General features: G+C 46.7%; 22 protein-coding genes. 9 read left to right on the top strand and 13 right to left on the bottom strand.

The annotated features are described in order from the left end of the window. Nucleotides 1-2: 2 nt before the first annotated feature. The 3 genes from MF542_RS04955 to MF542_RS04965 all read right to left on the bottom strand — a co-directional run bounded on the left by MF542_RS04955 (nt 3) and on the right by MF542_RS04965 (nt 1,941). Entirely contained in the window at nt 3-689 is a 687-nt protein-coding gene (locus tag MF542_RS04955; protein ID WP_247016564.1) for a thioredoxin domain-containing protein, read from the bottom strand. Nucleotides 690-769: 80 nt separating this feature from the next. Beyond that, nucleotides 770-1,399 (bottom strand): DsbA family protein, encoded by a 630-nt coding sequence (locus MF542_RS04960; protein WP_247016566.1) that lies wholly within the window; start codon nt 1,397-1,399, stop codon nt 770-772. Nucleotides 1,400-1,413: 14 nt separating this feature from the next. Then, a complete protein-coding gene (locus MF542_RS04965; protein ID WP_247016568.1) occupies nt 1,414-1,941 on the bottom strand; it encodes a DUF721 domain-containing protein in 528 nt (175 codons plus the stop codon). Nucleotides 1,942-2,035: 94 nt separating this feature from the next. Here MF542_RS04965 and mutY point away from each other — a divergent pair, with 94 nt between their 5' ends. After that, entirely contained in the window at nt 2,036-3,079 is a 1,044-nt protein-coding gene (gene mutY, locus MF542_RS04970) for an A/G-specific adenine glycosylase (protein WP_247016570.1), read from the top strand. Here the strand turns inward: mutY and MF542_RS04975 are convergent. From MF542_RS04975 to MF542_RS05005, 7 genes are all read right to left on the bottom strand, one after another. Further along, complete coding sequence (locus MF542_RS04975) at nt 3,072-4,616, bottom strand: hypothetical protein (RefSeq protein ID WP_247016572.1); 1,545 nt, start codon at nt 4,614-4,616, stop codon at nt 3,072-3,074. The genes mutY and MF542_RS04975 overlap by 8 nt on opposite strands. 154 nt (nt 4,617-4,770) lie before the next feature. After that, nucleotides 4,771-5,886 (bottom strand): site-specific DNA-methyltransferase, encoded by a 1,116-nt coding sequence (locus MF542_RS04980; RefSeq protein ID WP_281501531.1) that lies wholly within the window; start codon nt 5,884-5,886, stop codon nt 4,771-4,773. A 131-nt stretch (nt 5,887-6,017) separates the two neighbouring features. Beyond that, the gene (locus tag MF542_RS04985; protein ID WP_247016574.1) at nt 6,018-6,683 is read right to left on the bottom strand and encodes a ribonuclease HII; all 666 of its coding nucleotides are present in this window, start codon (nt 6,681-6,683) and stop codon (nt 6,018-6,020) included. A 287-nt stretch (nt 6,684-6,970) separates the two neighbouring features. Further along, nucleotides 6,971-7,114 carry a hypothetical protein gene (locus MF542_RS04990; RefSeq protein ID WP_247016576.1) on the bottom strand — a complete coding sequence of 48 codons (144 nt, stop codon included), beginning with the start codon at nt 7,112-7,114 and terminating at the stop codon, nt 6,971-6,973. 231 nt (nt 7,115-7,345) lie between these two features. After that, complete coding sequence (locus MF542_RS04995; protein ID WP_247016578.1) at nt 7,346-7,585, bottom strand: HP1242/YdcH family protein; 240 nt, start codon at nt 7,583-7,585, stop codon at nt 7,346-7,348. Between the two features lie 118 nt (nt 7,586-7,703). Beyond that, a complete protein-coding gene (locus MF542_RS05000; RefSeq protein WP_247016580.1) occupies nt 7,704-7,925 on the bottom strand; it encodes a hypothetical protein in 222 nt (73 codons plus the stop codon). An 87-nt stretch (nt 7,926-8,012) separates the two neighbouring features. Continuing rightward, nucleotides 8,013-9,413, bottom strand: coding sequence for a DNA recombination protein RmuC (locus MF542_RS05005; protein ID WP_247016583.1), 1,401 nt, complete (start codon nt 9,411-9,413; stop codon nt 8,013-8,015). Nucleotides 9,414-9,503: 90 nt separating this feature from the next. On the opposite strand from MF542_RS05005, the gene MF542_RS05010 reads away from it, so the two are divergent. Both MF542_RS05010 and MF542_RS05015 read left to right on the top strand, forming a co-directional pair. Further along, entirely contained in the window at nt 9,504-10,379 is an 876-nt protein-coding gene (locus MF542_RS05010) for a phytanoyl-CoA dioxygenase family protein (protein ID WP_247016584.1), read from the top strand. A gap of 1 nt (nt 10,380) precedes the next feature. Further along, a complete protein-coding gene (locus MF542_RS05015; protein ID WP_247016586.1) occupies nt 10,381-11,610 on the top strand; it encodes an NAD(P)/FAD-dependent oxidoreductase in 1,230 nt (409 codons plus the stop codon). A gap of 59 nt (nt 11,611-11,669) precedes the next feature. Here the strand turns inward: MF542_RS05015 and MF542_RS05020 are convergent, their stop codons facing one another. Beyond that, nucleotides 11,670-12,218, bottom strand: a complete 549-nt coding sequence (locus tag MF542_RS05020) for a glutathione peroxidase (protein ID WP_247016588.1) — start codon at nt 12,216-12,218, stop codon at nt 11,670-11,672. 183 nt (nt 12,219-12,401) lie between these two features. Between MF542_RS05020 and MF542_RS05025 the strand changes: the two genes are divergently transcribed. The 3 genes from MF542_RS05025 to katG all read left to right on the top strand — a co-directional run bounded on the left by MF542_RS05025 (nt 12,402) and on the right by katG (nt 19,374). Then, nucleotides 12,402-13,505, top strand: a complete 1,104-nt coding sequence (locus MF542_RS05025; protein WP_247016590.1) for an NADH:flavin oxidoreductase — start codon at nt 12,402-12,404, stop codon at nt 13,503-13,505. Nucleotides 13,506-13,777: 272 nt separating this feature from the next. Further along, nucleotides 13,778-16,942: a bifunctional proline dehydrogenase/L-glutamate gamma-semialdehyde dehydrogenase PutA gene (putA, locus tag MF542_RS05030; protein ID WP_247016592.1), complete on the top strand. Its 3,165-nt coding sequence runs from the start codon at nt 13,778-13,780 to the stop codon at nt 16,940-16,942. Between the two features lie 188 nt (nt 16,943-17,130). Then, nucleotides 17,131-19,374: a catalase/peroxidase HPI gene (katG, locus tag MF542_RS05035; protein ID WP_281501532.1), complete on the top strand. Its 2,244-nt coding sequence runs from the start codon at nt 17,131-17,133 to the stop codon at nt 19,372-19,374. Between the two features lie 48 nt (nt 19,375-19,422). Here katG and MF542_RS05040 read toward each other — a convergent pair whose 3' ends face one another. Continuing rightward, complete coding sequence (locus MF542_RS05040) at nt 19,423-20,538, bottom strand: PA0069 family radical SAM protein (protein ID WP_247016594.1); 1,116 nt, start codon at nt 20,536-20,538, stop codon at nt 19,423-19,425. Between the two features lie 111 nt (nt 20,539-20,649). Here MF542_RS05040 and MF542_RS05045 point away from each other — a divergent pair, with 111 nt between their 5' ends. The 3 genes from MF542_RS05045 to MF542_RS05055 are packed head-to-tail and all read left to right on the top strand — an operon-like array spanning nt 20,650 to nt 23,317. Beyond that, the gene (locus MF542_RS05045; RefSeq protein ID WP_247016596.1) at nt 20,650-21,762 is read left to right on the top strand and encodes an aminotransferase class I/II-fold pyridoxal phosphate-dependent enzyme; all 1,113 of its coding nucleotides are present in this window, start codon (nt 20,650-20,652) and stop codon (nt 21,760-21,762) included. An 11-nt stretch (nt 21,763-21,773) separates the two neighbouring features. Next, nucleotides 21,774-22,376, top strand: a complete 603-nt coding sequence (locus tag MF542_RS05050) for a helix-turn-helix transcriptional regulator (RefSeq protein WP_247016598.1) — start codon at nt 21,774-21,776, stop codon at nt 22,374-22,376. Continuing rightward, nucleotides 22,376-23,317 (top strand): Rossmann-fold NAD(P)-binding domain-containing protein, encoded by a 942-nt coding sequence (locus MF542_RS05055; protein WP_247016599.1) that lies wholly within the window; start codon nt 22,376-22,378, stop codon nt 23,315-23,317. Before MF542_RS05050 ends, MF542_RS05055 begins: the two co-directional genes overlap by 1 nt. Here the strand turns inward: MF542_RS05055 and MF542_RS05060 are convergent. Next, on the bottom strand, nt 23,314-24,510 hold the full coding sequence (locus tag MF542_RS05060; protein WP_247016601.1) for an EAL domain-containing response regulator: 1,197 nt from the start codon (nt 24,508-24,510) through the stop codon (nt 23,314-23,316). The two genes, MF542_RS05055 and MF542_RS05060, sit on opposite strands and share 4 nt — an antisense overlap. Nucleotides 24,511-24,594 lie beyond the last annotated feature (84 nt).

Here is a 24,594-nt window from a genome sequence, read left to right on the forward strand (position 1 = left end):
GATTAAGAAGCAGATTTAATAGCTTCTTCCATAGCCGCATCAAGCTCTTCAAACGTTCTGAAATCTAGCTTTTTACCGTTAACAATAAAGCTTGGCGTACCCGTGACGTCATAAGATTCATTGCCAATTTTAGTCATCTGCACCAAATTTTTCTGCATATCAGAATTAGCAAGACACTTGTCAAATTTCACTCGGCTCATATTGACAGCGCGGCGAGCCAGAGATGCCAAAGCGCTTTCCGGGCTTTCTGAGCGGAGCCATTCCCCTTGACGGTTAAAAAACAGTTTAGTTAATTTTTTAGCTTCATCTTCAGTACCACAACGGGCAATCGCCGAAGCAACCATGTCAAGACGGCCAAGCAAATAGTTACGAAATACGAACTTGATCTGACCTGTTTCAATATATTCTTTAGAGAACTCAGGAAACACGTTATTTGCATAATTTGCACAGTAACCACATACAAGTGAGGCATATTCCACAACGGTGATTGGAGCATCGGGGTTACCATAGACAATATCGCCCCATGTACCTTCTTGTCCCTCACCATAATTTACAACTTCGATTTCTGCGCTCGAAGCCGAAGAGTTTGCTGACGTTGTATCGCCACCATCGCCGCACGCAGCTAGAGCTAATACACCTACAGCGACACTTGCTGAACGAAACCAAGATTGCAATGTTTTGTTATTCATAACGTCCTCACCCACTACATGTTGTGTGTAACCTGAATCTCGCAGAAATACGAGTCATTTTTCCCTAGTCGCTAAAACGCTTATTGAGCAGCTGCCATAAGCTTGAGCTTATCTTTTAGCTCTTCATAGTTAGCATATTGAACTTTTGCCCCATTCACTACGATTGTAGGAATAGATTTAATTTCATACTTTTCGTGCCCGGCCTTCATGTCATCAATAATGCGTTGCATCATTACTTTATCGGCCTGACATTCATTTAATTCACTTGTTGGCACACCGCCAGTTAACGCGATTGATGTAATAGCAATCGGAGGGTTTTGAGCTGTCACCCATTCACGTTGACGCGTAAAAAAAGCTGTTTTGAGGCGCTTAGCTTGCTCTAAATCACTCGTACAGCGCGTGGCGAGAGCGACTGCCATATCCAGCCTATCCCGAACAAAGTTGCGGAAAACAAACTTTACTTTCCCTGTGGAAATCAACTCTTCCCTCAGAAATGGCAATACTTCTGCTTCAAAGGATGCACAATGCGGGCAAGTGAAAGATCCATATTCTATCACTTCAATTGGGGCATCAGCATTTCCGTAAACGATATCGCCAGCGATACGATTTTCAGCTACCGGAATGGGTGTTGATTTATCCTGCGCAAATACTCCCGCTGATGCCACTGCAGCAATCGCTATAGATGTACCAACAATAAAATTTCTAACCATACCGTTTCCCAATCTTACTTCTTGTTTGAAAGAACTGTTTCGCCAAGGCTTTTGATAGCTTCCTGAAGCGGTGATAGTTCTTTTTTGCCAACAAGGTTATCCAGCTTTTCTTTCTGTTTAGCAGTGAGCGGCTTTTTATCAAGCGGAATTGTGCGCTTTACTTTAGGCAAAGGACCTTGTTTCACCTCCACCTTAGCCACCGCACCATACCCAAAGAAGCTATTCACCATCTGGATAATACGCTCGCTTTTATGAACCACCAGTGGCGCAAAGGCAGATTCGCACCGAATGATAAGCTTTGCCCCCATTTTTTCACCGCGCGGGAACATAAGCTTTACCGGTACAGTAGCCACTGCAAGCTCATGGCCAACAATCTGCGACCACTTGGTTATCACCTCCGCCTGAGCAAAACCCTTACGGCGAATAGCAGGCGTAACCAACGCTGAAGCCAAGCTTGAAGCCTTTGAGGCCTTAAAGCGCCTGAATGGCTTTTTCTTAGCTTCTACTGATTTCGCAGTTTTTTTATGTGGCGGCATTGCCATTTAACTTGCCCCTTGCGGCATTCTCACTATGGTCTGTGCTACCTGATGCACCGTATAGGCACAAGTATTATTAGCTCTATTTCAAAGCGATGTGATGACCAGTTTTTCCGATAACATGCTCGAATGGTATGACCGTAACCGCCGCGACCTCCCTTGGAGAGCAGCACCAGGTATTACGCCAACCCCATATCATGTCTGGATGTCTGAAATTATGTTGCAACAAACAACCGTTGCAACGGTAAAGGCATATTTTGAAAAATTTCTCGATCGGTGGCCTACCGTGCAAGATATGGCCGCGGCCCCACAAGAAGAAATTCTGAAAGAATGGGCCGGCCTTGGCTATTATGCACGAGCACGTAATCTCCATAAATGTGCAACTGTGGTTACAAAAGAGTTTGGTGGTATTTTCCCCAAAACAGAAGCCGCCCTCAGAGCACTTCCAGGTGTGGGCGATTACACTGCCGCTGCAGTAGCCTCTATCGCATTTGGTGAACCCGCGGCCGTAGTTGACGGTAACATAGAGCGTATCATCACTCGCGTATTCCGTATTCAGGGACAAATCCCTAAAGCACGGAAGATAATCAAAGAACATGTAGCAGAAGTAACTCCCGCAAAACGCCCGGGTGATTTTGCTCAGGCGATGATGGATTTGGGGGCTAGCCACTGTAGCCCAAAAAAACCAAGCTGCCTTCTTTGTCCTATCTCATCGCTATGTGCAGCTCAAAAACACGGTGACATGGAAACGTATCCACGCAAGGCACCAAAGAAGGTAAAACCAACGAGACGAGCCTATTCTTTTTGGCTGGAGCATGATGGCCACGTACTATTGCAGCGCAGGCCGGACAGTGGCCTTTTAGGCGGCATGCCTGGTTTTTATTCTACAACATGGGAAGAACGCTCAGACTTCCCAAGGAAAGAAGAATGGCTACAGCACAGGCCGTCCGAAGATTACTGGAAGCCCTTTGAAGAGATTGCCAAACACACGTTTACGCACTTCCACTTGGAAACAAAGCTGCTAAAGGCCAAAGCCCATGAAAAATATAACATGGAAGATGGATTTTGGCATCCGATAGACCAGTTGGCAGACATAGGCCTGCCAACCGTTTTTAAAAAAATAGCAGACTTAGCAGCTACTTAACTGGCAGAGGCAATATATCATCAAAGATATGACTAACCTCAACTCCCTGCTTTGCAGCAGCCTGTTTCACACTGATACTATGACACATAAAACATCCCGCATCGGCCTGTTGTGGGCTTGATGCAAATACCTGATGATAAGTTTCCATTGTCGCATTCGCCAAACCGAGCGAACCCTTCTGTGTAAATTTACCATTATCCCCAGAATCGTATGTAGGAATATTACCGTGCTGTGTCCAAACGGCGCCAACGAGGAAATAATTTTTCCGGGTATCACCTGAAGGCAACATGCTCATCACATCGTTATTTACCGAAATGATCTGTGCATTATTGTCTGGATCCTGAATATACTTTTTACCAGCATCACTTGTTGCACTTCCCCAAGGGTTCATACGCACCGTAAGGCTCGGGGAAATAACACCATCCATGTAGGCAACTATATCACCTGGATTACAAGTTTGCTGTTTACATACTGGTAATTTATCACTTGGTCCTGAATACACTCTCGCAGTTTCAGCATTCCACTGAATGCCTCTATCTGTTTTGCCAGAAAATTCCCAACCAGTAGAGTTCTGTGTCGGCAGATTAGTCGTTCCCCCAGTGTTATTGTTATAGGAAAACGCCGCATCAGGGGCATTGCTGATATGTTCGTAAGTAGCCCAAACCATTTCAGGGTGATCTTGTACCGTACCAACAATATGCATGCCGACAAGGGCAAGCTGCTTTGGCTCTGTTCCCGTCACAGGCCAAACCTTATTACCTCGGCGCTCATATCTTGGTACCTCAGCATTGATTACAAGATAATCCTTAGGATTAGAGACGGTAGTGACGTCAACCCACGATGTTTTCAATTCCATCGTAAGCGCATCAGCATCAGAAAGAGTTGTACCCTGACTTTTCGCAAAATCTACCACCGCTTTCAGCTGATCAGGCGTATTCGGGAAATCATGGAATGTAATACTGCCCGATTTAACGCCCGTTAAATAATAGGCATAAACATCATTCACATGAATACCATAATATACGATGGACCCGTTCTGCGAAATTAGCACACCGCCGCCACCAGCTTGGCCAGTTTCGCCAATCACTTCATCCATTTTTGTAGAACGAACGGCATAGGCGCCACCTTCAGTACCTGGCGTATTTGGAATAAGTTTACGAACGGTTTGACCACCCTGTTGCATCTCGGGCGACACATCAAAGAACTCAATAGAATCGAAAACATAGTTTTCTCCCTCTGGGGAGGTGAGCCAAAGGAACATCTGTGCAGACCATTTATAAAAATCACAGATACTATTATCTATCGGAAAATCCACGCTATCCGCCGCGTTCGCAGGCGCACCAGGCGTTGTAGGCTGTTTCCCGCCAAACCAACCATTAAATGTCTGCTGATCTACAGAACATTGTGATTTATCCACATTTTGTGGGAAATATGTTTCCCCTTCAACAGCTTGCACACCATCATCCGTTGGCACACACGCTATCAACAGCGCGCTTATGGCGCCTGCGCTCAGAACGCTCGACAGAAATTTCGCCATGATATCAACCCCTTTTCCTAATACGACAATATTATCGCATAGGTAATATATCACTATTCCTATAGTTTATTTGTGATGCCCATCACGGGTATATCTCAGGCATAAAAAAAGCGCCCCTACAAGGAGCGCTTAAGGTATTCAATGTATTGAAATTCTAATGCATTTCAGCACGAACCTGCTGGCGGAACACATCAATGGATGTTAGCTCCCCCTTATTTTCCACATGCCAGAATGTCCAGCCGTTACAAGCTGGTGCGCCTTGCACTCGAGCGCCAATCTGATGGATAGATCCCTTGTCCGCATCAGAAACCAACGTGCCGTCTGTACGCACCTTTGCTTTGAATTTACGCTTACTATCATAAAGAACAGTACCTGGTTCAATAAGGCCGCGTTCAACAATAGAGCCAAATGCAACGCGCGGCGCGGCGCGCTTGCTTTCAGTGTAACCAAGGCTTTCATCATCAAGTTCTGCCACAGCATTGATACGCTTCTGAGCAACTTTGATATAATCAGTTTCGCGCTCGATACCAATAAAGTTACGGCCAAGCTTTTTCGCTACAGCGCCCGTTGTTCCTGTACCAAAGAATGGATCAAGAACCACGTCGCCTTTCTTGGTAGATGACATAAGAACACGGTAAAGCAGTGCTTCCGGCTTCTGGGTCGCATGAGCTTTCTTGTCGCCTGATTTCAAACGCTCTTTGCCTGAACAAATCGGAATAGTCCAATCAGACCGCATTTGCGTATCGTCGTTCATAGCTTTCATGGCGTTATAGTTAAATGTATAACCACCTTTATCCGCTGACTTTGCAGCCCAGATAAGCGTTTCATGCGCATTAGTGAAGCGTGTACCACGGAAGTTTGGCATAGGGTTAGATTTACGCCAAATCACATCGTTAAGTACCCAGAAATCAAGATTCTGGAGTGCGCTACCTACGCGGAAGATATTATGATAACTGCCGATCACCCAGATCGTACCCGTATCTTTAAGCACACGGCGCGCCGCTTTCATCCAGCGATTTGTAAAATCATCATATGCCTGAAAACTTGAGAACTTATCCCAAGCATCATGAACACCATCTACCTTGCTGTTATCAGGGCGAGATAGCGTGTCTTTAAGCTGCATATTGTATGGGGGATCTGCAAAAATTACGTCTACAGATTTTTCAGGCAACGCATTCATTGCGTCGATACAATCACCTTGCACGATTTTGTTAAGCGGCAAGGTATCAAGGCCACCACACACACGTGTGGCGTTCTTTTCTTTAACCATTTCTTTTTCTCCGTCCCATTCCGTCGGAAATGGCGCCCAATTTTTTGGGTCAATTATCCGAAAATTCCGACAAATGTGACGGTAATCATGAGTCGAAAACGACTCAAGGTCAAGCGATTCTTTTAATGGATTCAATGATTTGGAGAGTTTTTTTGTTCCAGGATCGCTCGAATCGGTGCAAAAGATTTACGGTGAAATGGTGTAACACCCACAAGCTTTAGTGCCGCCATATGTTTGGGCACACCATATCCTGCGTTTTGCTCCCAACCATAGTCAGGATATTTTTCCGCCAGTTTTTTCATCATACGATCACGAAAAACTTTCGCGATAATACTAGCTGCTGCAATCGACAGTGAGCGACCATCTCCTTTAACGAGTGTATTGGTCGGCATGTGAAGCCCCGGATCTTTATTGCCGTCGACCAGAGCTGACCCTGCACTAACTTCAAGCCCTTCTACCGCTCTACGCATCGCAAGAAGGCTGGCCTGAAGGATGTTAATCTCGTCTACTTCTTCTACTGTGGCTTCCGCAACAGACACGGCGATAGCCCGCTCGTAGATCGAATCAAACAGCGCTTCTCTTTTTTTCTCTGAAAGTTTTTTACTATCATTCAAACCCTCAGGGATATTTTCGGCATCCAGTATCACCGCCGCAGCAACAACCGGGCCCGCGAGTGGGCCTCGCCCTACCTCGTCAACACCGCACACATACCCGGAATGTTCTTTCAGCATGGTTTCTTCCGAAGACCAATCAGGGCCTTTTTTCAAATCAACGCCTGCCACCTTAAAAATATCCATACCAACCTCTTTTTACCCCATCCTTCTTAGCTGGAAGAGCGGTCAGCGCAATAAAAAAGCGCCTCGCTTGGGAGAACGAGACGCCAGGGTTAGGGTAGTTAGTTTGGGAAAAACAGAGCTTCTGGGAAAAGCTCTACAACTCTATACTAAAAGAGTATTTGGCCGGACCGCGTGCTGTCTTAGGGCTAATGTTCAGGGGTATTATTTAAACATCACCGGGCCGGCCTTGCCGAAGGATTAAGTTCTTTCAGGGAACAAAGGAGCAAGTAATCCAACGGCCAAATTCTTTATGCCGCCAGGAGATTACCCCCGTTAGCACGCTGAGCGCGACGCATACGGCGGCCTACACGTGTAGATGCAATTGGCCTGAAAACATCGCTATTTAGGGGAGCCTGGCGCTGGCCAGTTTTTTGCAAGATGCTTGTAAACATTTTTCTATCCTCGTTAGCGCCCTTATGGGCATTCTTAACTTTATTGCTTTGCTGTCATGTAGCTTGCGTAGTTCTATTTTTTTCAGTGAACTATCGTTCTCGCTACACCCTTAATTTAGGTAAGTTTGTCAAAAGGTTCAATAGCACCCATCTCATTTTCTGCACGCTTTACCGCAAACGATGAAATAATTCTGAAAAAGAAAGGACCCACATCGCTGTGAGCCCCAATCTTCAATCGTCTTTAAGCAGACCGTATATCTCATCCTTGAGCAACATCCTGCGTTTTCTTAAATCCTCCTCATCAAGGCTTGAAAGATGGTCCTCCCCAATCTCGGCTCGGTGGATTTGGCGGTTAATGGTGTGATATTCCTCTGAGATACGGTGAAAATGTGCATCCGACACTTTCAGCTCATGAATACGATCAACAAACTCCGGGAACTCTTCTCTCAACTCGTGTGGTGTATGGCTCATATACTGCTCTCCTTGCTTGCTGAAATCAGCTTTTCACAGCAAACAGAGGCAGCAATTGATAATCATCAAAAAATTGTATGTTCTATACAAAAAAGGGAAGCCTAAACTTCCCTCACTACTATGCAACTTCTACTATCTGACAAATTCGATTACGTAACCAAACGCGTTCCCGTTTCAGATCGATACTAGAAAACAAACATTCAGGATGCTCCAGCGTTTCGCCGATAGTTTCATATGCTTTAAGCAAACGTGTAATTTCATGGTTCGTAGAAGCAAGCTCCTCCAGCTTATGCTGTGCTCCAAAACACTCTTCTACAAGATCCGATGGTATATGACTCATAACTACCTCCAATTCGTGCATCTATAAACATACCCTCCTGAAGAATGCCCGCATTGACATTGATCAAACTACTTTAGGGGCTTACCCCTAGCCTTCTATCAATTTATCCGCTGCTTCTTCATCAATCTCTTCCACAGTTTTAAGTGCACGCATCATCATGTTCTTACGTGTCTCAAGCTTTTCGATATGCTTTTCCATAGCGCCAACATTCTTGCTCATTGCAGTGATCTGTTCACCATAACGGGTAAATTCTTTCTTCACTGCACCAAGCACTTTCCAAACCTCCGCGGCCTGCTCTTGCATTACCGCCTGCTGGTATCCCATACGGAAAGTACTCAGGAGAACTTGAAAATTCGTAGGCCCAGTTACTGTAACTGAAAAATCGCGCTGCAAACTTTCAATCAGCCCTGGCGTACGTAGCACCTCGGCATAAAGCCCCTCTGTTGGCACAAAAAGAAGCGCCTCTGATGTTGTATGAGGCGGATTGATATATTTCTGTGAGATATCTTTGGCAAAACTTTTGATCCGGCGCACAAGTGCATCGCTCGCTGTACTCATCGCTTCTTTATCGCCAGCCTCTACCGCAAGCAGAAGGCGTTCATAATCTTCTGTCGGGAACTTTGCATCAACTGGCAAATAGCGTTCTTCACCACCCGGCATACGGATACCAAACTCCACACGTTTCGTGCCTGCCTTATGCCCACAATCATAGTTTGCTATATACTGATCAGCTGTAAGAAAATCATCGATCAACAGCTCAAGCTGCACTTCACCAAAGGTACCGCGAGATTTCACGTTAGTAAGAACCCGCTTCAGGTCCCCTACTCCAGATGCAAGGTTTTGCATTTCACCAAGGCCCTTTTGCACAGCCTCCAAACGCTCAGACACAGTTTTAAAACTTTCAGACAAACGCTTTTCCAATGTGGACTGTAGTTTTTCATCCACGGTCTTCCGCATTTCGTCCAGTTTTTGGCTGTTTTCGTCCCGAAGCTCTTTCATTTTTTCATCAAGCTTATCGCGGAACTGCTGCTGTTGATTAGATTGGTCGGCTCCAAGCTTGCGTACTGTTTCATTCAGGTATTTGAGCGCTTCACCAATTTCATCTCTAAACTTGTTCTGCTCGGCGGTTTGATCAACTCCAATCTTACGCACTGTTTCCCCTAGTGCACCCACAGATTTTGCTGTTTCTTCCCGGTTTGCTCTGAACTCATCCCGCATTGCAGTCTCGCGCTGCAACGCCTGCTGGGCCACATCTGTCACCCGCGCGCCAATCTGGTGCAGTAGCGCTTGTTCATCATCAGCGGCTACTTGGCTTTTCAAATCACCAATCTGTTTGAAAAGAAATATGACCAGCAAAATAAGAAGTGCTATGCCGCCAAGGGCAATCAAACCAATAAGGTCCACAGGCTTTTCCTCCGAGAGCAAGTTCACCATTAGCCCTACAGGAGGAAAAACACCCACGCAAGGCTTGACGGCATATAGTTGCATATGATTGTCTCTCGCCTGCGGTGATGGCCTAAATTAACCTCCGTGAGACAGGTGTCTAATCGGCGGGCCAAAGCCACATAGGAGCTTAAAATGATACCTCGCTTTGAGGCACGTGAGTTTTCCGGTATTACACCACAAATGCAGGAAGCTTATGAACGCGACGGCGTTCTGGTACTTGATAACCTTATCAGCAGTGAAGACTGCGACCTTCTTAAAAAGCGTATGGAAGAAATGATCGATGGCTTCGATGTTGAAGCCCATACATCTGTTTTTTCTTCTAAAAATAAAACCCATGACCAAGATGATTATTTTATCGAATCTGGCCATGAAACGCGTTTCTTTTTTGAAGAAGAAGCATTCAGTGAAGGTGGTAAGCTAACAAAACCATTACCTCTCGCTATTAATAAGGTTGGGCATGCAATGCATGATCTGGATGATACGTTTGATACGTTCTCCAGAAGAAAAGCTTTTGAGCAAATCACCAAAGGTCTAGGGCATAAAAACCCACTCCTCCTGCAGACTATGTATATCTTCAAGCAACCCCATATTGGTGGCGAAGTTATCTGCCACCAGGATGCAACATACCTGCGCACCGAACCAGAAACCTGTATGGGCATTTGGGTTGCGCTTGAAGATGCAACAGAAGAAAATGGCTGTCTGTTCGGCATTCCAGGCGGTCATAAAACAAGTGGTCTAAAAATGGTGATGCGCCGCGACCTTGATGGTGACGGCACGGTAACAGAGACACTCGATGACACACCATTCGAAGAAGAGAAAAAGGTACCGCTTGCAGCACCTAAAGGCACTGTGTTGGTGTTCGGTGGTTTGTTCCCGCATATGTCATGCGCCAACCGTTCGAACAAATCCCGACACGCCTTCACACTACATGTAATTGACGGTGCTGCACACTATCCGGCGGATAACTGGCTCAGACGTCCAGACCACCTACCACTTAAAGGATTTTAATATGACCCGTATCGTTATCATTGGTGGCGGCCATGCGGCTGCACAAGCCGTTACCTCGCTTAGGCAGAAGAAGTTTGACGGCGAGGTCACCTTGATAACGGATGAGGGTATGATCCCTTATCAGCGCCCACCGCTCTCAAAAATGTATCTATCTGGTGAGATAACAGCTGACCGCCTGCCTATTCTCCGGGATAGCGCATATGAAGGCATGGGTGTTGATGTGAAGCTCAATACAAGAGCAACACAAGTGGACAAAAAAGCTAAAACTGTTTCCCTCAATAACGGGGAAACAGTGCCTTATGACAAATTGGTTTTGGCAACTGGCGGGCGTGCACGAAAGCTGACATGCGAGGGCTCTGATCTAGCCGGCATTCATTATGTACGCACCATTGCGGATACAGATAAACTCAAACCTGAATTTGAAGCAGCCCAGAACATACTAGTGATCGGGGGCGGATATATCGGCCTTGAAGCAGCTGCAGTTGCCCGTAAATTTGGCAAGACAGTAACAGTGCTGGAAGCTGAAGACCGTATTCTTCAGCGCGTGGTTGCTCCTGAAGTTTCAGCTTTCTATACCCAGATACACACAGAAGAAGGCGCGCAAATTCTAACTAACCAAATGGTTACTTCTATTGAAGGTACAGATCGCGTTTCTGCGGTCCATACAAAAGATGGTAGCCGTTTTGAGTGTGACCTGATTATCGCGGGCATCGGCCTCATCGCAAATTCCGAAATTGCGGAGGAGGCAGGACTTGAAACACATCCAGCAGGCATCTGCATTAATGAATTCTGCCAAACATCTGATGAGGATATTTATGCGGTCGGCGATGTAGCCTGGTTTGAACACTCCTTATATCAGCGTAATATGAGGATTGAATCAGTTCAAAACGCAGTTGATCAGGCGAAAACTGCTATCCTTCATATCCTCGGCGAAGAAAAACCATATGCGGAACTACCTTGGTTCTGGTCGGATCAATATGGCCTAAAACTACAGATCGCAGGGCTCTCTGAAGGGTATGATAAACTTGTAGTTCGCGGTGCCCCTTCCGAGCGCTCAGCGGCTTTCTTCTACATGAAAGAAGGTAAAATCATCGCGGTAGATTGTGTTGGGCGTATCGCTGAGTTCATGCAATCAAAAAAACTGATACCTGCTGGCATCTCAGTAGACCGTGCAGTGCTGGAAGATGACAGCAAACCTTTTAAAGAGATCGCCGCAGAACTGCTCGCGTAACATATGAATAAAAAAGGCGGCGCAAATGGCACCGCCTTTTCCTGTAAACTATCTTAGATTTACTCAGACAGTGTTTTCTCAACCGCATCGATAAGCGTGTCAGAGTCTGGTGTTACGTCACTTTTAAAGTAAGCAACCGGCTGACCTTCTGGTGAAATCAAATACTTATGGAAATTCCATTTCGGGCGGCTTTCATCACCCATTTTTGCCGCAAGCCAGTTGTATAGTTCAGAATTCTTTTCCCCACCTTTAACAACCATTTTTTTGGTCATCGGGAAATCAACCTGGAAATTCACCTGACAGAATTTCTTAATATTGCCTTCGTCGCCAGGCTCCTGATCACCAAAATCATTGGCCGGAACACCAAGAACAACAAGGCCTTTATCTTTATAGTCTGACCACAACTTCTGCAGGCCTTCATATTGTGGTGTGTAGCCGCAGAAAGATGCTGTGTTTACCAGAAGAACCGCCTTACCTTTATATTGGCTAAGCGGCATTTCCGTATAATCGATAGATTTCACTGTAAAATCATGCAGGGATTCTTTTTCACCCGCAAACGCACCAGCAGAGATAAACAACAATGCTACTGCAAAAAATTTCTGAAACATGCCCAAGCTCCTTAATTCAGTGATCACAAACTACGCTCGCCTTATCGGTCTAGCAACCCGCCTTACAAAAACTTGATAATTACCAAGCAGCTTGATTTCCGTTACGCCTGCACTACTTCTACTCACTAACCAATCATTTGGATGATAAAAGGCGCAGTTTCGGCGCAAAAGTAAGGATACATGATGAGCAACAGCATTTTGTTCAAACCTTTTGAAAGTGAAAATCTTTCTCTCGATAACCGTATCGTAATGGCGCCTATGACACGGTCCTTCTCCCCGGGCAATGTGCCAAATGATCTGAACGTGGAATATTACCGCAAACGCGCAGCGGGCGGTGTTGGCTTGATTATCACAGAAGGTACATGTGTTGGACATAAAGCCGCGAACGGCTATCCGAACATTCCTTTCATTCACGGCGACGAAGCGCTTGCAGGCTGGAAAAAAGTGGTTGATGCGGTGCACGCTGAAGGCGGCAAAATCATGCCTCAGCTTTGGCATGTTGGCTCTGTACGCCGTCCGGGCACGGAGCCAGATGAAACTGTGCCAGGCTACGGCCCTTCAGGCATGGTGATGCCAGGCAAACAAAAATGCCATGTAATGACAGAAGAAGACATCGCAGATGTGATCACTGCCTTTGCTAAAGCAGCAGCAGATGCAAAAGCAATCGGCTTCGATGGCGTAGAAGTCCACGGTGCTCATGGTTATCTCGTTGACCAATTCTTCTGGGGCGGCGTAAATGTTCGTGATGACCAGTGGGGCGGTGATCTTGTAAAACGCACACGTTTTGCTGCCGAGATTATCAAAGCTATCCGCGCTGAAGTTGGCCCAGATTACCCAGTGATCCTTCGCTGGTCACAGTGGAAGCAGCAAGATTACAGCGTAAAATTGGTAGATAACTCGTCTGAGATGGAGCAGTTCCTCGCGCCACTTACTGATGCTGGTGTGGATATCTTCCACTGTTCTACCCGTCGTTTCTGGGAACCAGAGTTTGAAGGAAGTGACCTCAATCTAGCTGGTTGGACTCGTAAAATCACGGGCAAGCCAACAATCACCGTTGGCAGCGTTGGCCTTGATAGCGCCTTCACCGAAGAAGGTCAGAAAACATTCTCAGAAGGTAACATTGTAAACCTTGATAAACTCACTGAACGTATGGAACGCGATGAGTTTGATCTGGCGGCAGTTGGCCGGGCTCTTATCGCCAATCCAGATTGGGTGGAAAAAGTACGCAGTGACGCTATGGGGGATTTGTCCCCATACACAAAAGAGATGCTGATGAAACTGGCATAAGCAATTTCAAAAGGGGTGGCGTTATGTCACCCCATTCTCTCTAGTTCCCGACTCACAAAAAATCCCACCTCAAATCTACCGTTCCCCTAACGGTATTTGGCATAATCTTGTGAAAAACTGCTGTAAAAAAGCTTTTAATTTCAAAGTAAGCCAAACTTATTCATCCGAAATACGAATCTGTCTTTTCAGCCGCTATAATTAAGTTTAAGGGGGATTTAACTCTGCATAAAATAACGCAGGGAAATGGGTAACCTGAAGGGGAAGGGACAATAATGACAAACCTTCGGATTTCGCCAGCAGCTGCCCCGAATAAAGCCTCGGCTTTAGCTGCCATGCGCGAAGCATATGAGTTGGACGAAACAAAAGCCGTTCAGCGCATTTTGGAAAATTTCCCGCTTGATGATTCAAGCCGTAAAGATATTGCCGTAAGTGCTGCTGCAATTGTCGCACAGTCACGCGCTATGAAAGAACAACAAGGCAGCTTAGATGCTTTCCTTGCTGAATTCGGCCTTTCAAATCAGGAAGGTGTAGCGCTGATGTGTTTGGCGGAGGCCCTCCTCCGTGTGCCAGACACTGCAACACAAGATAAATTGATTGCGGAAAAGATCCAATCTGGTGACTGGTCTTCCCACAAAGGGCAATCTGACAGCACCTTTGTGAATGCCTCCACCTGGGCGCTTATGCTGACAGGCGGTGTGATTGATCTTGATAAATCCATCACGAAGAACCCGGGTTCATGGGTAAAATCCCTTATCGGCCGTACAGGTGAGCCGGTAATCCGCGCCGCTGTTAACCAAGCCATGAAAATCATGGGCAAACAGTTTGTGTTTGGCCGCACCATCGGCGAAGGCCTGACACGTCAGGGCAAACAAGCGCCCGAACATAAAATGATGAGCTTTGACATGCTGGGTGAAGGTGCCCGTACCATGGAAACAGCCCAACGTTATTATGAACTATATAAAGCATCAATTGATGCTGTTGGTTCAGCAACAAAAGCTGATGGCAACAATCCGCATGACCGCTCTAGCGTTTCCATCAAGCTTTCAGCACTTCATCCTTGTTATAACGAAGCTAACGAAGGTCGTGTAATGGCTGAAATGCTGCCAATGGTGAAAGACCTGGCAGTAAAAGCAAAATCCTACGACATTCAGATGACAATTGATGCCGAAGAAGCAGATCGTCTGGATATCTCCTTGCGCCTGTTCGAAAAACTTGCCCAAGACCCTGACCTCGCCGGTTGGGAAGGCCTTGGTCTTGCCGTTCAAGCTTACCAGAAGCGCGCGCCATATGTGATTGACTGGTTAATCCACCTTGCCCGCGAGAATGGCCGTAAGTTTGCCGTACGCCTTGTTAAGGGCGCATACTGGGATACGGAAATCAAACACGCGCAGGAACTTGGGCTTGATGATTATCCTGTATTCACGCGTAAGCCTTCAACAGATTGCTGCTATCTCTATACAGCTGCACGTATGCTTGATGCGCAGGATGCTATTTATCCGCAGTTTGCAACGCATAACGCGCACACTATTGCAGCGATTGCAGCGATGGCTGAAAGCAAATATTATGAGTTCCAGCGCCTCCACGGCATGGGTGAACTCCTCTATACAGCAGCAGGCAAGGTAGTTGGCCGCACCATCCGTACACGCACATACGCGCCAGTAGGCCTTCATGAAGACCTGTTGCCCTATCTGGTACGTCGCCTTCTTGAAAATGGCGCCAACTCAAGCTTCGTAAATCGTTTCATGGATGCTGAAGTACCAGTTGAAGAAGTTGCTGGTGACCCAATTGAATCACTGAAGGAAGCACCTGCACTTCGCCATACACTTATTCCTACACCGCTCGGCATTTACGGCGAAGAGCGTTTAAATTCCAAAGGATGTAACCTTATGGACCGCAATCATTTTGAACCGCTTCTCAAAGCACTGGATGAGCGCAAAAGCCACACATACGCCGCGATGAATATCGTTGGCGGTATGGAAGTTGGCGGCAAAACAACTGACGTACGAAGCCCTGTAAACACTAATGAAATTGTTGGAACGTTCGCAGAAGCACGTATTGAAGATATCGAAACAGCTGCTCACCGCGCAGCAGAAGCTCAGCATGATTGGGACGCACTTGGCGGCAAGGCTCGCGCAGATATCCTCCGCAAAGCTGCTGATCTTCTTGAAGAAGATCGTGATATCGTTGCAGATATGCTTGTCCGTGAAGCTGGCAAAACACTGGGGGATATCATCGCTGAAGTGCGTGAAGCTGTTGATTTCTTCCGCTATTATGCTGTGCAAGCCGAAAAACAGTTTGGTGAACCTATTCGACTACCTGGTCCAACCGGTGAGCAAAATGAACTTCACATGGGTGGCCGCGGTACATTCCTGTGTATTGCTCCGTGGAACTTCCCACTTGCAATTTTCGTTGGCCAGATTGCAGCTGCTCTTGCGGCTGGTAACTCTGTTATCGCTAAACCAGCTGAGCAAACACCAATTATTGCGTGGCATGCTGTGAAACTGATGCACAAAGCTGGTGTGCCTGCTGATGTGCTGCACCTTCTTCTGGGTGATGGCGCAACCGTTGGTGCGAAACTTGTTGCTGATGAACGCATCGCTGGTGTTGCCTTCACGGGCTCCACTGAAACTGCGAAAATCATCAACCGCACACTAGCTGACCGTGACGGCGCCATTGTACCGCTGATCGCAGAAACTGGCGGCCAGAACGCAATGATTGTTGATTCGACAGCCCTGCCTGAACAGGTTGCGGATGATGTAATCCTCTCCGCATTTGGTTCTGCAGGCCAGCGCTGCTCAGCTCTTCGTGTTCTCTTTGTTCAGGATAGTGTCGCGGACAAGGTGATTGATATGATCAAAGGCGCGCTCAAAGAGCGCGTGATTGGTAATCCTGCTAATCTGGATACTGATATCGGCCCAATCATTGATGAAGAAGCCCGAGCTAATCTCGCTAAACATTGCGCCAAGATGGAAAAAGAAGCCACACTTGTTGCGAAAGCAGAGATGGCAGATGGCACTAAGGGTGGCACATTCTTCGCGCCGCATATCTTCGAGCTTTCTGGCCTTGACCAGCTGGAGCGTGAAGTGTTTGGCCCAGTTCTGCATATCATTCGTTTCAAGTCATCAGAGATGGAGGATGTGCTGAAACAAATTCTTGATACAGGATATGGCCTTACATTCGGTGTACATTCACGCCTTGAAGGCCGCTGGCAGGAACTGTTCGCCAAAACTCGTGTTGGCAACACCTACATCAACCGCAACATGACTGGTGCTGTTGTTGGCGTGCAGCCATTTGGTGGCGAAGGTCTATCAGGTACCGGCCCTAAAGCAGGCGGCCCGAACTATCTGATCCGTTTTGCAGCTGAGCGTACGCTTACAATTAATACCGCTGCTGTCGGCGGTAATGCTGAGCTTTTCAGCATGGATGAAGGCGCTTAGAAACTTATCCGATAGAAACTCAGAAGGCTGGGATTTATTCCCGGCCTTTTTTATACGTACCTGAATAATAATCTATTAAATCGATTACTAAATAAGCTATTATCAATTTAGATCGATTACAACTCTGCCATATCATTTTCTCAGTAACGTTTTGATTGCTGTCTGATCAACACTTAGGAGAATAGGGTATGTTTCGTAATACAGTTTCTGCAGTAGCCCTCGCCGCTGTTTTAAGCCTTGTCCCAAATACCACTGCATTTGCAGAGGGCCACGGCAAACCACACGCAAAATATAACAAAGAGCAAAAGGTAGAGATCAACAATGATTATTGGTGGCCAAACCGCCTTGATCTATCTGCCCTCCGCCTTAACGCAGCTAAATCAGACCCAATGGACGCGGGTTTCAACTATGCTGCCGAATTCGCCAAACTGGACCTTGAAGAACTTAGAAAAGATGTTGTTGAAGCCATGACAACGTCCCAAGACTGGTGGCCAGCAGATTACGGGCACTATGGTCCATTTTTCATCCGTATGGCATGGCACAGCGCTGGTACATACCGCACAACGGATGGCCGCGGTGGTTCTGATGGCGGCATGCAGCGTTTCGCACCACTAAACAGCTGGCCTGATAACGTAAACCTCGATAAAGCACGCCGTCTTCTTTGGCCAATCAAACAAAAGTACGGTAAAAAAATCTCATGGGGCGATCTCATGGTATTCGCTGGTACAATCGCCATGGAAGACATGGGCTTTAAAACTCTTGGTTTTGCCGGTGGTCGTATCGATGGTTGGCAACCAGAAGAAGTTTACTGGGGCTCTGAAGGTGAATGGCTTGGTCGTGACCGCGACACACCAAATGGTCTTGAAAACCCACTTGCAGCGGTTCGTATGGGACTTATCTACGTAAACCCTGAAGGTCCGAACGGTGTTCCGGAGCCACTTCTTGCCGCAAAAGAAATCCGTGAAACTTTTGCACGCATGGCAATGAATGATGAAGAAACAGCAGCTCTTATTGCTGGTGGTCACACATTTGGTAAAGCACACGGTGCTCGCAGTCCTGAAAAATGCGTAGGCCCGGACGCTGAAGCCGCCCCAATTGAAAACCAAGGCCTTGGCTGGAAAAACAAATGCGGTACAGGTAAAGGCGCGGATACGATCACAAGTGGCCTTGAAGGCGCCTGGACCGCCGCTCCAACCCAGTGGACAACCCTTTTCCTTCAAAACCTGTATCAGTATGATTGGAAAAAAACTAAAAGTCCTGCAGGTGCCACACAGTGGACACCAACAGACGAAAGCGCTTCTGAAACAGTTCCTGATGCTCACATCGAAGGAAAATTCCACGCACCAATCATGTTCACAACTGATTTGGCACTTCGTTTTGACCCTGAATACCAAAAGATCACAACACGCTGGCTTGAAAATCCAGAAGAGTTCGAGCAAGCATTCGCTCGCGCCTGGTTTAAGCTAACTCACCGCGATCTTGGTCCGCGTTCTCGTTACCTTGGCGCCTTTGCCCCGAAAGATGAAATGATCTGGCAGGACCCAATTCCTGCGGTTGATTACGATATGATCAGTGCAAGAGACGCCGCGAAACTGAAGAAGCAGATTCTAGATTCTGGTCTTTCTGTTTCCGAACTTGTGCGTACTGCATGGTCATCAGCTTCATCATTCCGCAACACGGATATGCGTGGTGGTGCAAATGGTGCACGTATTCGTCTTGCCCCGCAAAAAGACTGGGCAGCAAACACACCTGTTGAACTTGATAAGGTGATCACCAAGCTTGAAGCCATTCAAACATCATTCAACTCCAAGAACCGCAAAAAGCAAGTTTCTCTTGCTGACCTTGTGGTACTTGGCGGTGCGGCGGCGCTAGAGAAAGCTGCGGCAGATGCTGGTGTTGAAGTTTCTGTACCGTTCACACCGGGCCGTGCTGATGCAACACAGGCAAAAACTGATGTTCACTCTTTCAGTTTCCTTAAGCCTAAAGCAGACGGTTTCCGCAACTACTTCGCAGAAGGCAACAAACGTTCACCTGCAGAAATGCTTGTAGAAAAATCAGCGGTACTGAACCTCTCTGTTCCAGAGATGACAGTTCTTGTGGGCGGTATGCGTGCTCTTGATGCAAACACAAACGGTGCTAAGCACGGTGTGTTTACAGATCAGCCAGGTACGCTGAATAATGATTTCTTCGTAAATCTTCTCAGCATGGATACAGAGTGGAAAAAAGCCAAAGGCAAAGACGGCATTTTCAATGGTTATGACCGTGCCAGCGGCCAGATGAAATGGACAGCTACACCAGTTGACCTGATCTTCGGTTCCAATTCTGAACTACGTGCTATCGCTGAAGTATATGCGTTTGATGAAAACAAAGAAAAGTTTGTCAACGATTTCATCAAAGCATGGGTGAAAGTGATGAACAACGACCGCAGCTAACAGGTGGTTTACAAGACAAAGAAATGGCGGCCCATACGGTCGCCATTTTTATTTGAGCGCATCCAGTAAGCTATACTGGCTTCCTTTGAGAATAGGCCGCTGGAAAGCTTCTGTTACCAACCTGAAAGTATCTTCTCGCTTATTGAGTTTATGCTTTCTGCAAAGAGCCGCAAATCTCACACGCATCAGATCAGCTTCCGCTCCCTTCCCCGTCATACGGTGTTTAAAACGTGGATCATTGGTTTTACCACCCCGCATTGCTTTCAAACGGTTCATTACCCGTTCTTTCCTGTTCGGAAAATTGGCGTCCAGCCATTCTTCAAACAAGCTAGTTAATTCAAGTGGTAGCCGCATTAATATATAACCCACATCCTTAGTTCCTGCATGCGCGACAGCCGCAATCACTTGTTCCATCTCATGATCATTAAGGGCCGGGATAACAGGCGCAAACATAGCAATAGTTGGCACACCCGCATCTGAAAGTAGCCTTATCGCATCAAGCCGGCGCTGCGGCATCGAAGCACGTGGTTCCATTGTGCGAGAGAGTTTCCGGTCGAGCGTGGTGACCGATAAGCCAGCCTTCACAAGGCCTTTTTCTGCCATAGGAGCGAGAATATCCAAATCCCTCACAATAAGTCTCGATTTAGTAAGGATGGTACATGGATGGTTATATTTGTTGAGCACCTCAAGAATGCTTCGGGTAATTTCTCTCTCGCGCTCAATTGGTTGGTACGGATCAGTATTCGTGCCCATGGCTATGGGTTTCGGTTCATAACCTTCCCGAGCAATCTCTTTTTCCAATAATTCGGCAGCATTTGGTTTCGCAAATAGCTTACTTTCAAAATCTAACCCGGCTGATAACCCCATATAAGTATGAGTTGGCCGCGCAAAACAGTAAATGCAGCCGTGCTCGCACCCCCTGTAAGCATTAATTGACCGGTCGAAAGGTACATCGGGCGAAGTATTTTTCGTGATGATATGACGGGCATTTTCCTCAAACACCTCTGTTTTCAGTGGTGTTTCATCCTCAGCAATATCCCAGCCGTCATCATGGCGTTCATAGCCATACTGTTCAAAGCGGCCCGAACCGTTTGAAGTAGCCGCGCGACCGCGGACATTTAATGCACCTTTCAAGGTCGCTGATTTCACTCCATGCTCATTCATAGATCTATCATAACAAAAATAGAACAAATAGTGAACAAAAGAAATATTAGACAAAATTCCAAAATTAGACTAATAATCCACATATAGATTCTTTGTATAAGGAGTAGGCAGATGCAAATCGAAGAATTCACACTGGAACGTATTCAGTCTCTTTATGAAAACACAGTAGACTTTAATCTGTCTGACAGTGGTGTACATCCATACACCCTAAAAGAACTCCTTACACCTGAGCAAAACGCCAAGCTACTTGAACTGGAAATCGGCTACGGCTGGACTAACGGCGCTACCGAACTCAGGCAATCTGTAGCAAACCTTTACAAAAACCGTACACCGGACGAAGTGATCATCACTAATGGCTCAGCGGAAGCAAATTTCCTGATGGTGATGTCATTGCTTAATCCCGGTGATGAGCTGATTGTCTTTGTACCCAACTATCTGCAAATCTGGGGATGGGCACGCGCACTTGGCATCAAGGTAAAAGAAGTCGCTCTTAAGGAAGAGTTAGGCTGGCAGCCTGATCTGGATGATCTTAAATCACTAGTATCTGACAAGACCAAGATGATCACTATCTGCCACCCGAATAACCCGACAGGCAGCACACTTCCGCTCGATAGTATGAACCAGCTTGTAGAATTCGCACGTGAACGCGGCTTATATCTGCATGCTGATGAGGTTTACAAAGGATCAGAGCTTAACGGCGAAGAAAGCCCAAGCTTCGCCGATCTATACGAAAAGGCAATCATCACATCTGGTCTCTCGAAAGCAATGGCGCTTCCAGGCCTCCGTATCGGTTGGCTCATTGGACCGGAAGCAGATATTTACAAAGCTTGGCAGCGCAAAGATTATACATCCATCACCACAAGTGCTGTGAGCGAATATGTCGCCGACATCGTGGTTCAGCCAACCAAGCGCGCTGAAATCCTTGAACGAAGTCGCCGCATTCTCCGTGAAAACGTAGCGCTTCTCTCAGGCTGGCTTGATAACAATGCCAATATTTTCTCAAGTATTCTACCGCAAGCAGGCGGCATGGCATTTGTGCGCTATAATATGGATATAAACTCCACTAAACTTGTTCATAAGCTCCGAGAAGAACGCAGCATTATGCTTCTACCTGGCGATGTGTACGGCATGGACCAATATATCCGCTTAGGGATTGGAGCACCAAAACACCATATAGAAGAAGGCCTCAAACACCTGGCTGATTACGCACGAACCAATTTCTAGGTAACGAGTTTATGCTGAACAAATATCATGACATTGCAGATGGTATCGCCCTCCTGTTTCATCCGTATGTAGAAGTTGTTATCCATGATCTGGCAACGGAGCAGGTTGCCTACATTGCTAATAACTTCTCACAACGAGAAATAGGCGAGCCTTCGCTTTTGCATGAGATTGATTTCAAACCCAGTGACCGCCTCATCGGCCCCTACGAAAAAACAAACTGGGATGGTAAGCGCATAAAATCCATCAGCAGCGTGATCCGCGATGATAGTGAAAAAGCCATTGGAATTCTGTGTATTAACGCCGACATGTCCCACTTCCATATGGCGCAACAGGCTTTATCCGCCCTGCTCTCTATACCGCAAGAAACGGAAAAGCCTGAGGCACTGTTCAAAGAGGATTGGCACGAGAAGATCAATCAGTTTGTGACTGACTGGACCAACAAGCACGGCACCCCAGTTGCTCAACTTTCCCAGAAGCAAAAAAAAGCACTAATCTTCGACCTAGCAGAAAGCGGCGGCTTTGAAGGCAAGCAGGCGGCGGCCTATGTATGCCGCATTCTAGGTGTTGCCCGCGCTACTCTTTATAACTACCTCAAACAACAACGTGGTGAGTAATGCGTATTGTTAAAAAAGCCGAAATCGAAGAAGCCCTGAAATCAGCAGATGTGTTTAGTGCAATCAAAAACGCCTTCATTCAGTTTTCAGTCGGAGACGTTACTACACCACCTGTAGGGTACCTATCCTTCCCGGAAGCAAATGGCGATTTGCACATCAAGTTCGGTCATACCAAAGGGGACGAAGTATTTGTTATAAAACTGTCCACAGGTTTCTACGACAACCTCTCGAAAGGTCTACCTAGCAGTAACGGTTTGATGATGATCCTATCGGCAATCACAGGAGAACCACTCGCGCTCTTAGAAGACGGCGGCATGCTTACAGATATTCGTACTGCGGTCGCTGGTGCCCTTGCCTCAGATTTACTAAAACCTAACTCCTCCCCAAGAGTTGGTGTCATCGGCACAGGTATTCAGGCGCGCCTGCAAGTTCAGTATCTTTCCAAACTGCTGCCCGAAGCCACTTACAGTGTTTGGGGCAGAGATAAAGATAAAACAGCTACTTATATCGCTGATATGGCAAAAGCCGGATTGTATGTTGAAATAATGTCTTCACCGGAAGATTTATGTCGAAGTGCAAACATCATCATTTCAACAACTCCCAGCACCTCACCTATCATCAAAGCTGAGTGGATTAAGGCAGGCACACATATCACAGCTGTGGGGGCAGATGCTCCGGGTAAACAAGAACTGGAAGCTAATTTGTTTCAGAAGGCTACCTTTGTTGCTTTTGATTCAAAAGAACAATGCTTACATCATGGAGAAGCATCTCACAGCCCGGTAGAGTTTAAGAAACGAAACTCTGCCGAACTAGGAACAGTTTTCAAAGAACCGGATATTTTCACCAGGAAAAAAAGTGACATAACTATTGCGGATTTAACAGGAATCGCTGCCCAGGATATCGCAATTGCAAAAGCGGTCTGGAGCCGACTAGCTCCTTAATTCAGGCCTTCAATCTTCTCGACACCATCTTTATAATCTTCAATCCAGATAAGGAATTCATCTGGAGCCATCGGCTTGGCAATATGGTATCCCTGCCCCACATCAGCCTTAAGACTTTTCACCATCTCAAGCTGGGCCAAGTCTTCAATACCTTCGCAAGAACAACGAAGTTCCAGCTTATGAGAGAGGTCAATCGCAGATTCGAGAATGGTGCGAGCGATTTTATCTTCAGCGGCACGGCCAATGAACTCCCGGTCCACAACAAGTTCATCAAAGGGGATTGAGTGTAGCCTGATAAGAGAGGCAAAGCCTGTACCGAAATCATCAAGTGTTAGGCCAAAACCTCTAAGGTGAAGCCGAGAAAGCACTTCAAGCGGCACACGTTCATCTACCTGAAACTCTGACTCAGCAAGTTCAAGGCGTACCTTCTTAGGATCAACGCCAAACTGGTCCGCAAGGCCTGAAACTACATCAGCAAAATCCTCTTTACGGAGGTTTTCACTGGAAACATTGATGGACAATTGGATGTCCTGCCCCTCTCTGGCCCACTTGCCTTGCTGCTCCATTGCAAGCTCTAGCATACGGTATGTAAGCACATCCATATACCCCTTTTCACGAGCAACACGTACAACAGCATTCGCTCCTAACAGACCTCCGCCTGGGGCACGCCAGCGAGCAAACACTTCAGCACCTTCAACCTCACCAGTGGCAAGATTAACTTTCGGCTGGAAAACAGGTGCAAGACCATCAGTCATCAAACCGCGCATAAACTCTGTTTCAGCAAGTACTGTCTCTGTTCCCTGCCGCGCGGAGGAACGAGTCTTTGCTACATCATTTAAGGTAAGAAGGAGCTGCTCTTTATCAATTGGTTTCGTGAGCGTACCCAGAAGGTTCACGCTATAAGCCATTGCAAGTTCACGCGCACTATGAAGCGTTCGCTGATCATGCTGTGTAAAGAGAATAACCGCAGGGTCCCAATCTAGTTCCGAAATTGAGCGAATAAGTGCAAAACCATCAAGTTCCGGCATTTCAAGATCGGTTACGATCACATCAAATCGTTCAGTTTTAAGGATATCAAGAGCTTGTGCGCCGCTTGTTGCACAGGCGACCAGATAGTCACCCGCCTGCAAATATTGGGAAAGCATGTCCCGCATTGTAGCAGAATCATCAACGACCAATATACGTTTGCTCACAACCCCTCCTCTAGCTTGGTCTGGCCAAACTAGCACTACAGGCGTAAAGGTTAAAGTCCTCTTTACGCCTGTATAATTTTTGTT

The sequence above is a fragment of the Kordiimonas laminariae genome, from assembly GCF_023008165.1.
GTDB classification, from domain to species: Bacteria; Pseudomonadota; Alphaproteobacteria; order Sphingomonadales; family Kordiimonadaceae; genus Kordiimonas; species Kordiimonas laminariae.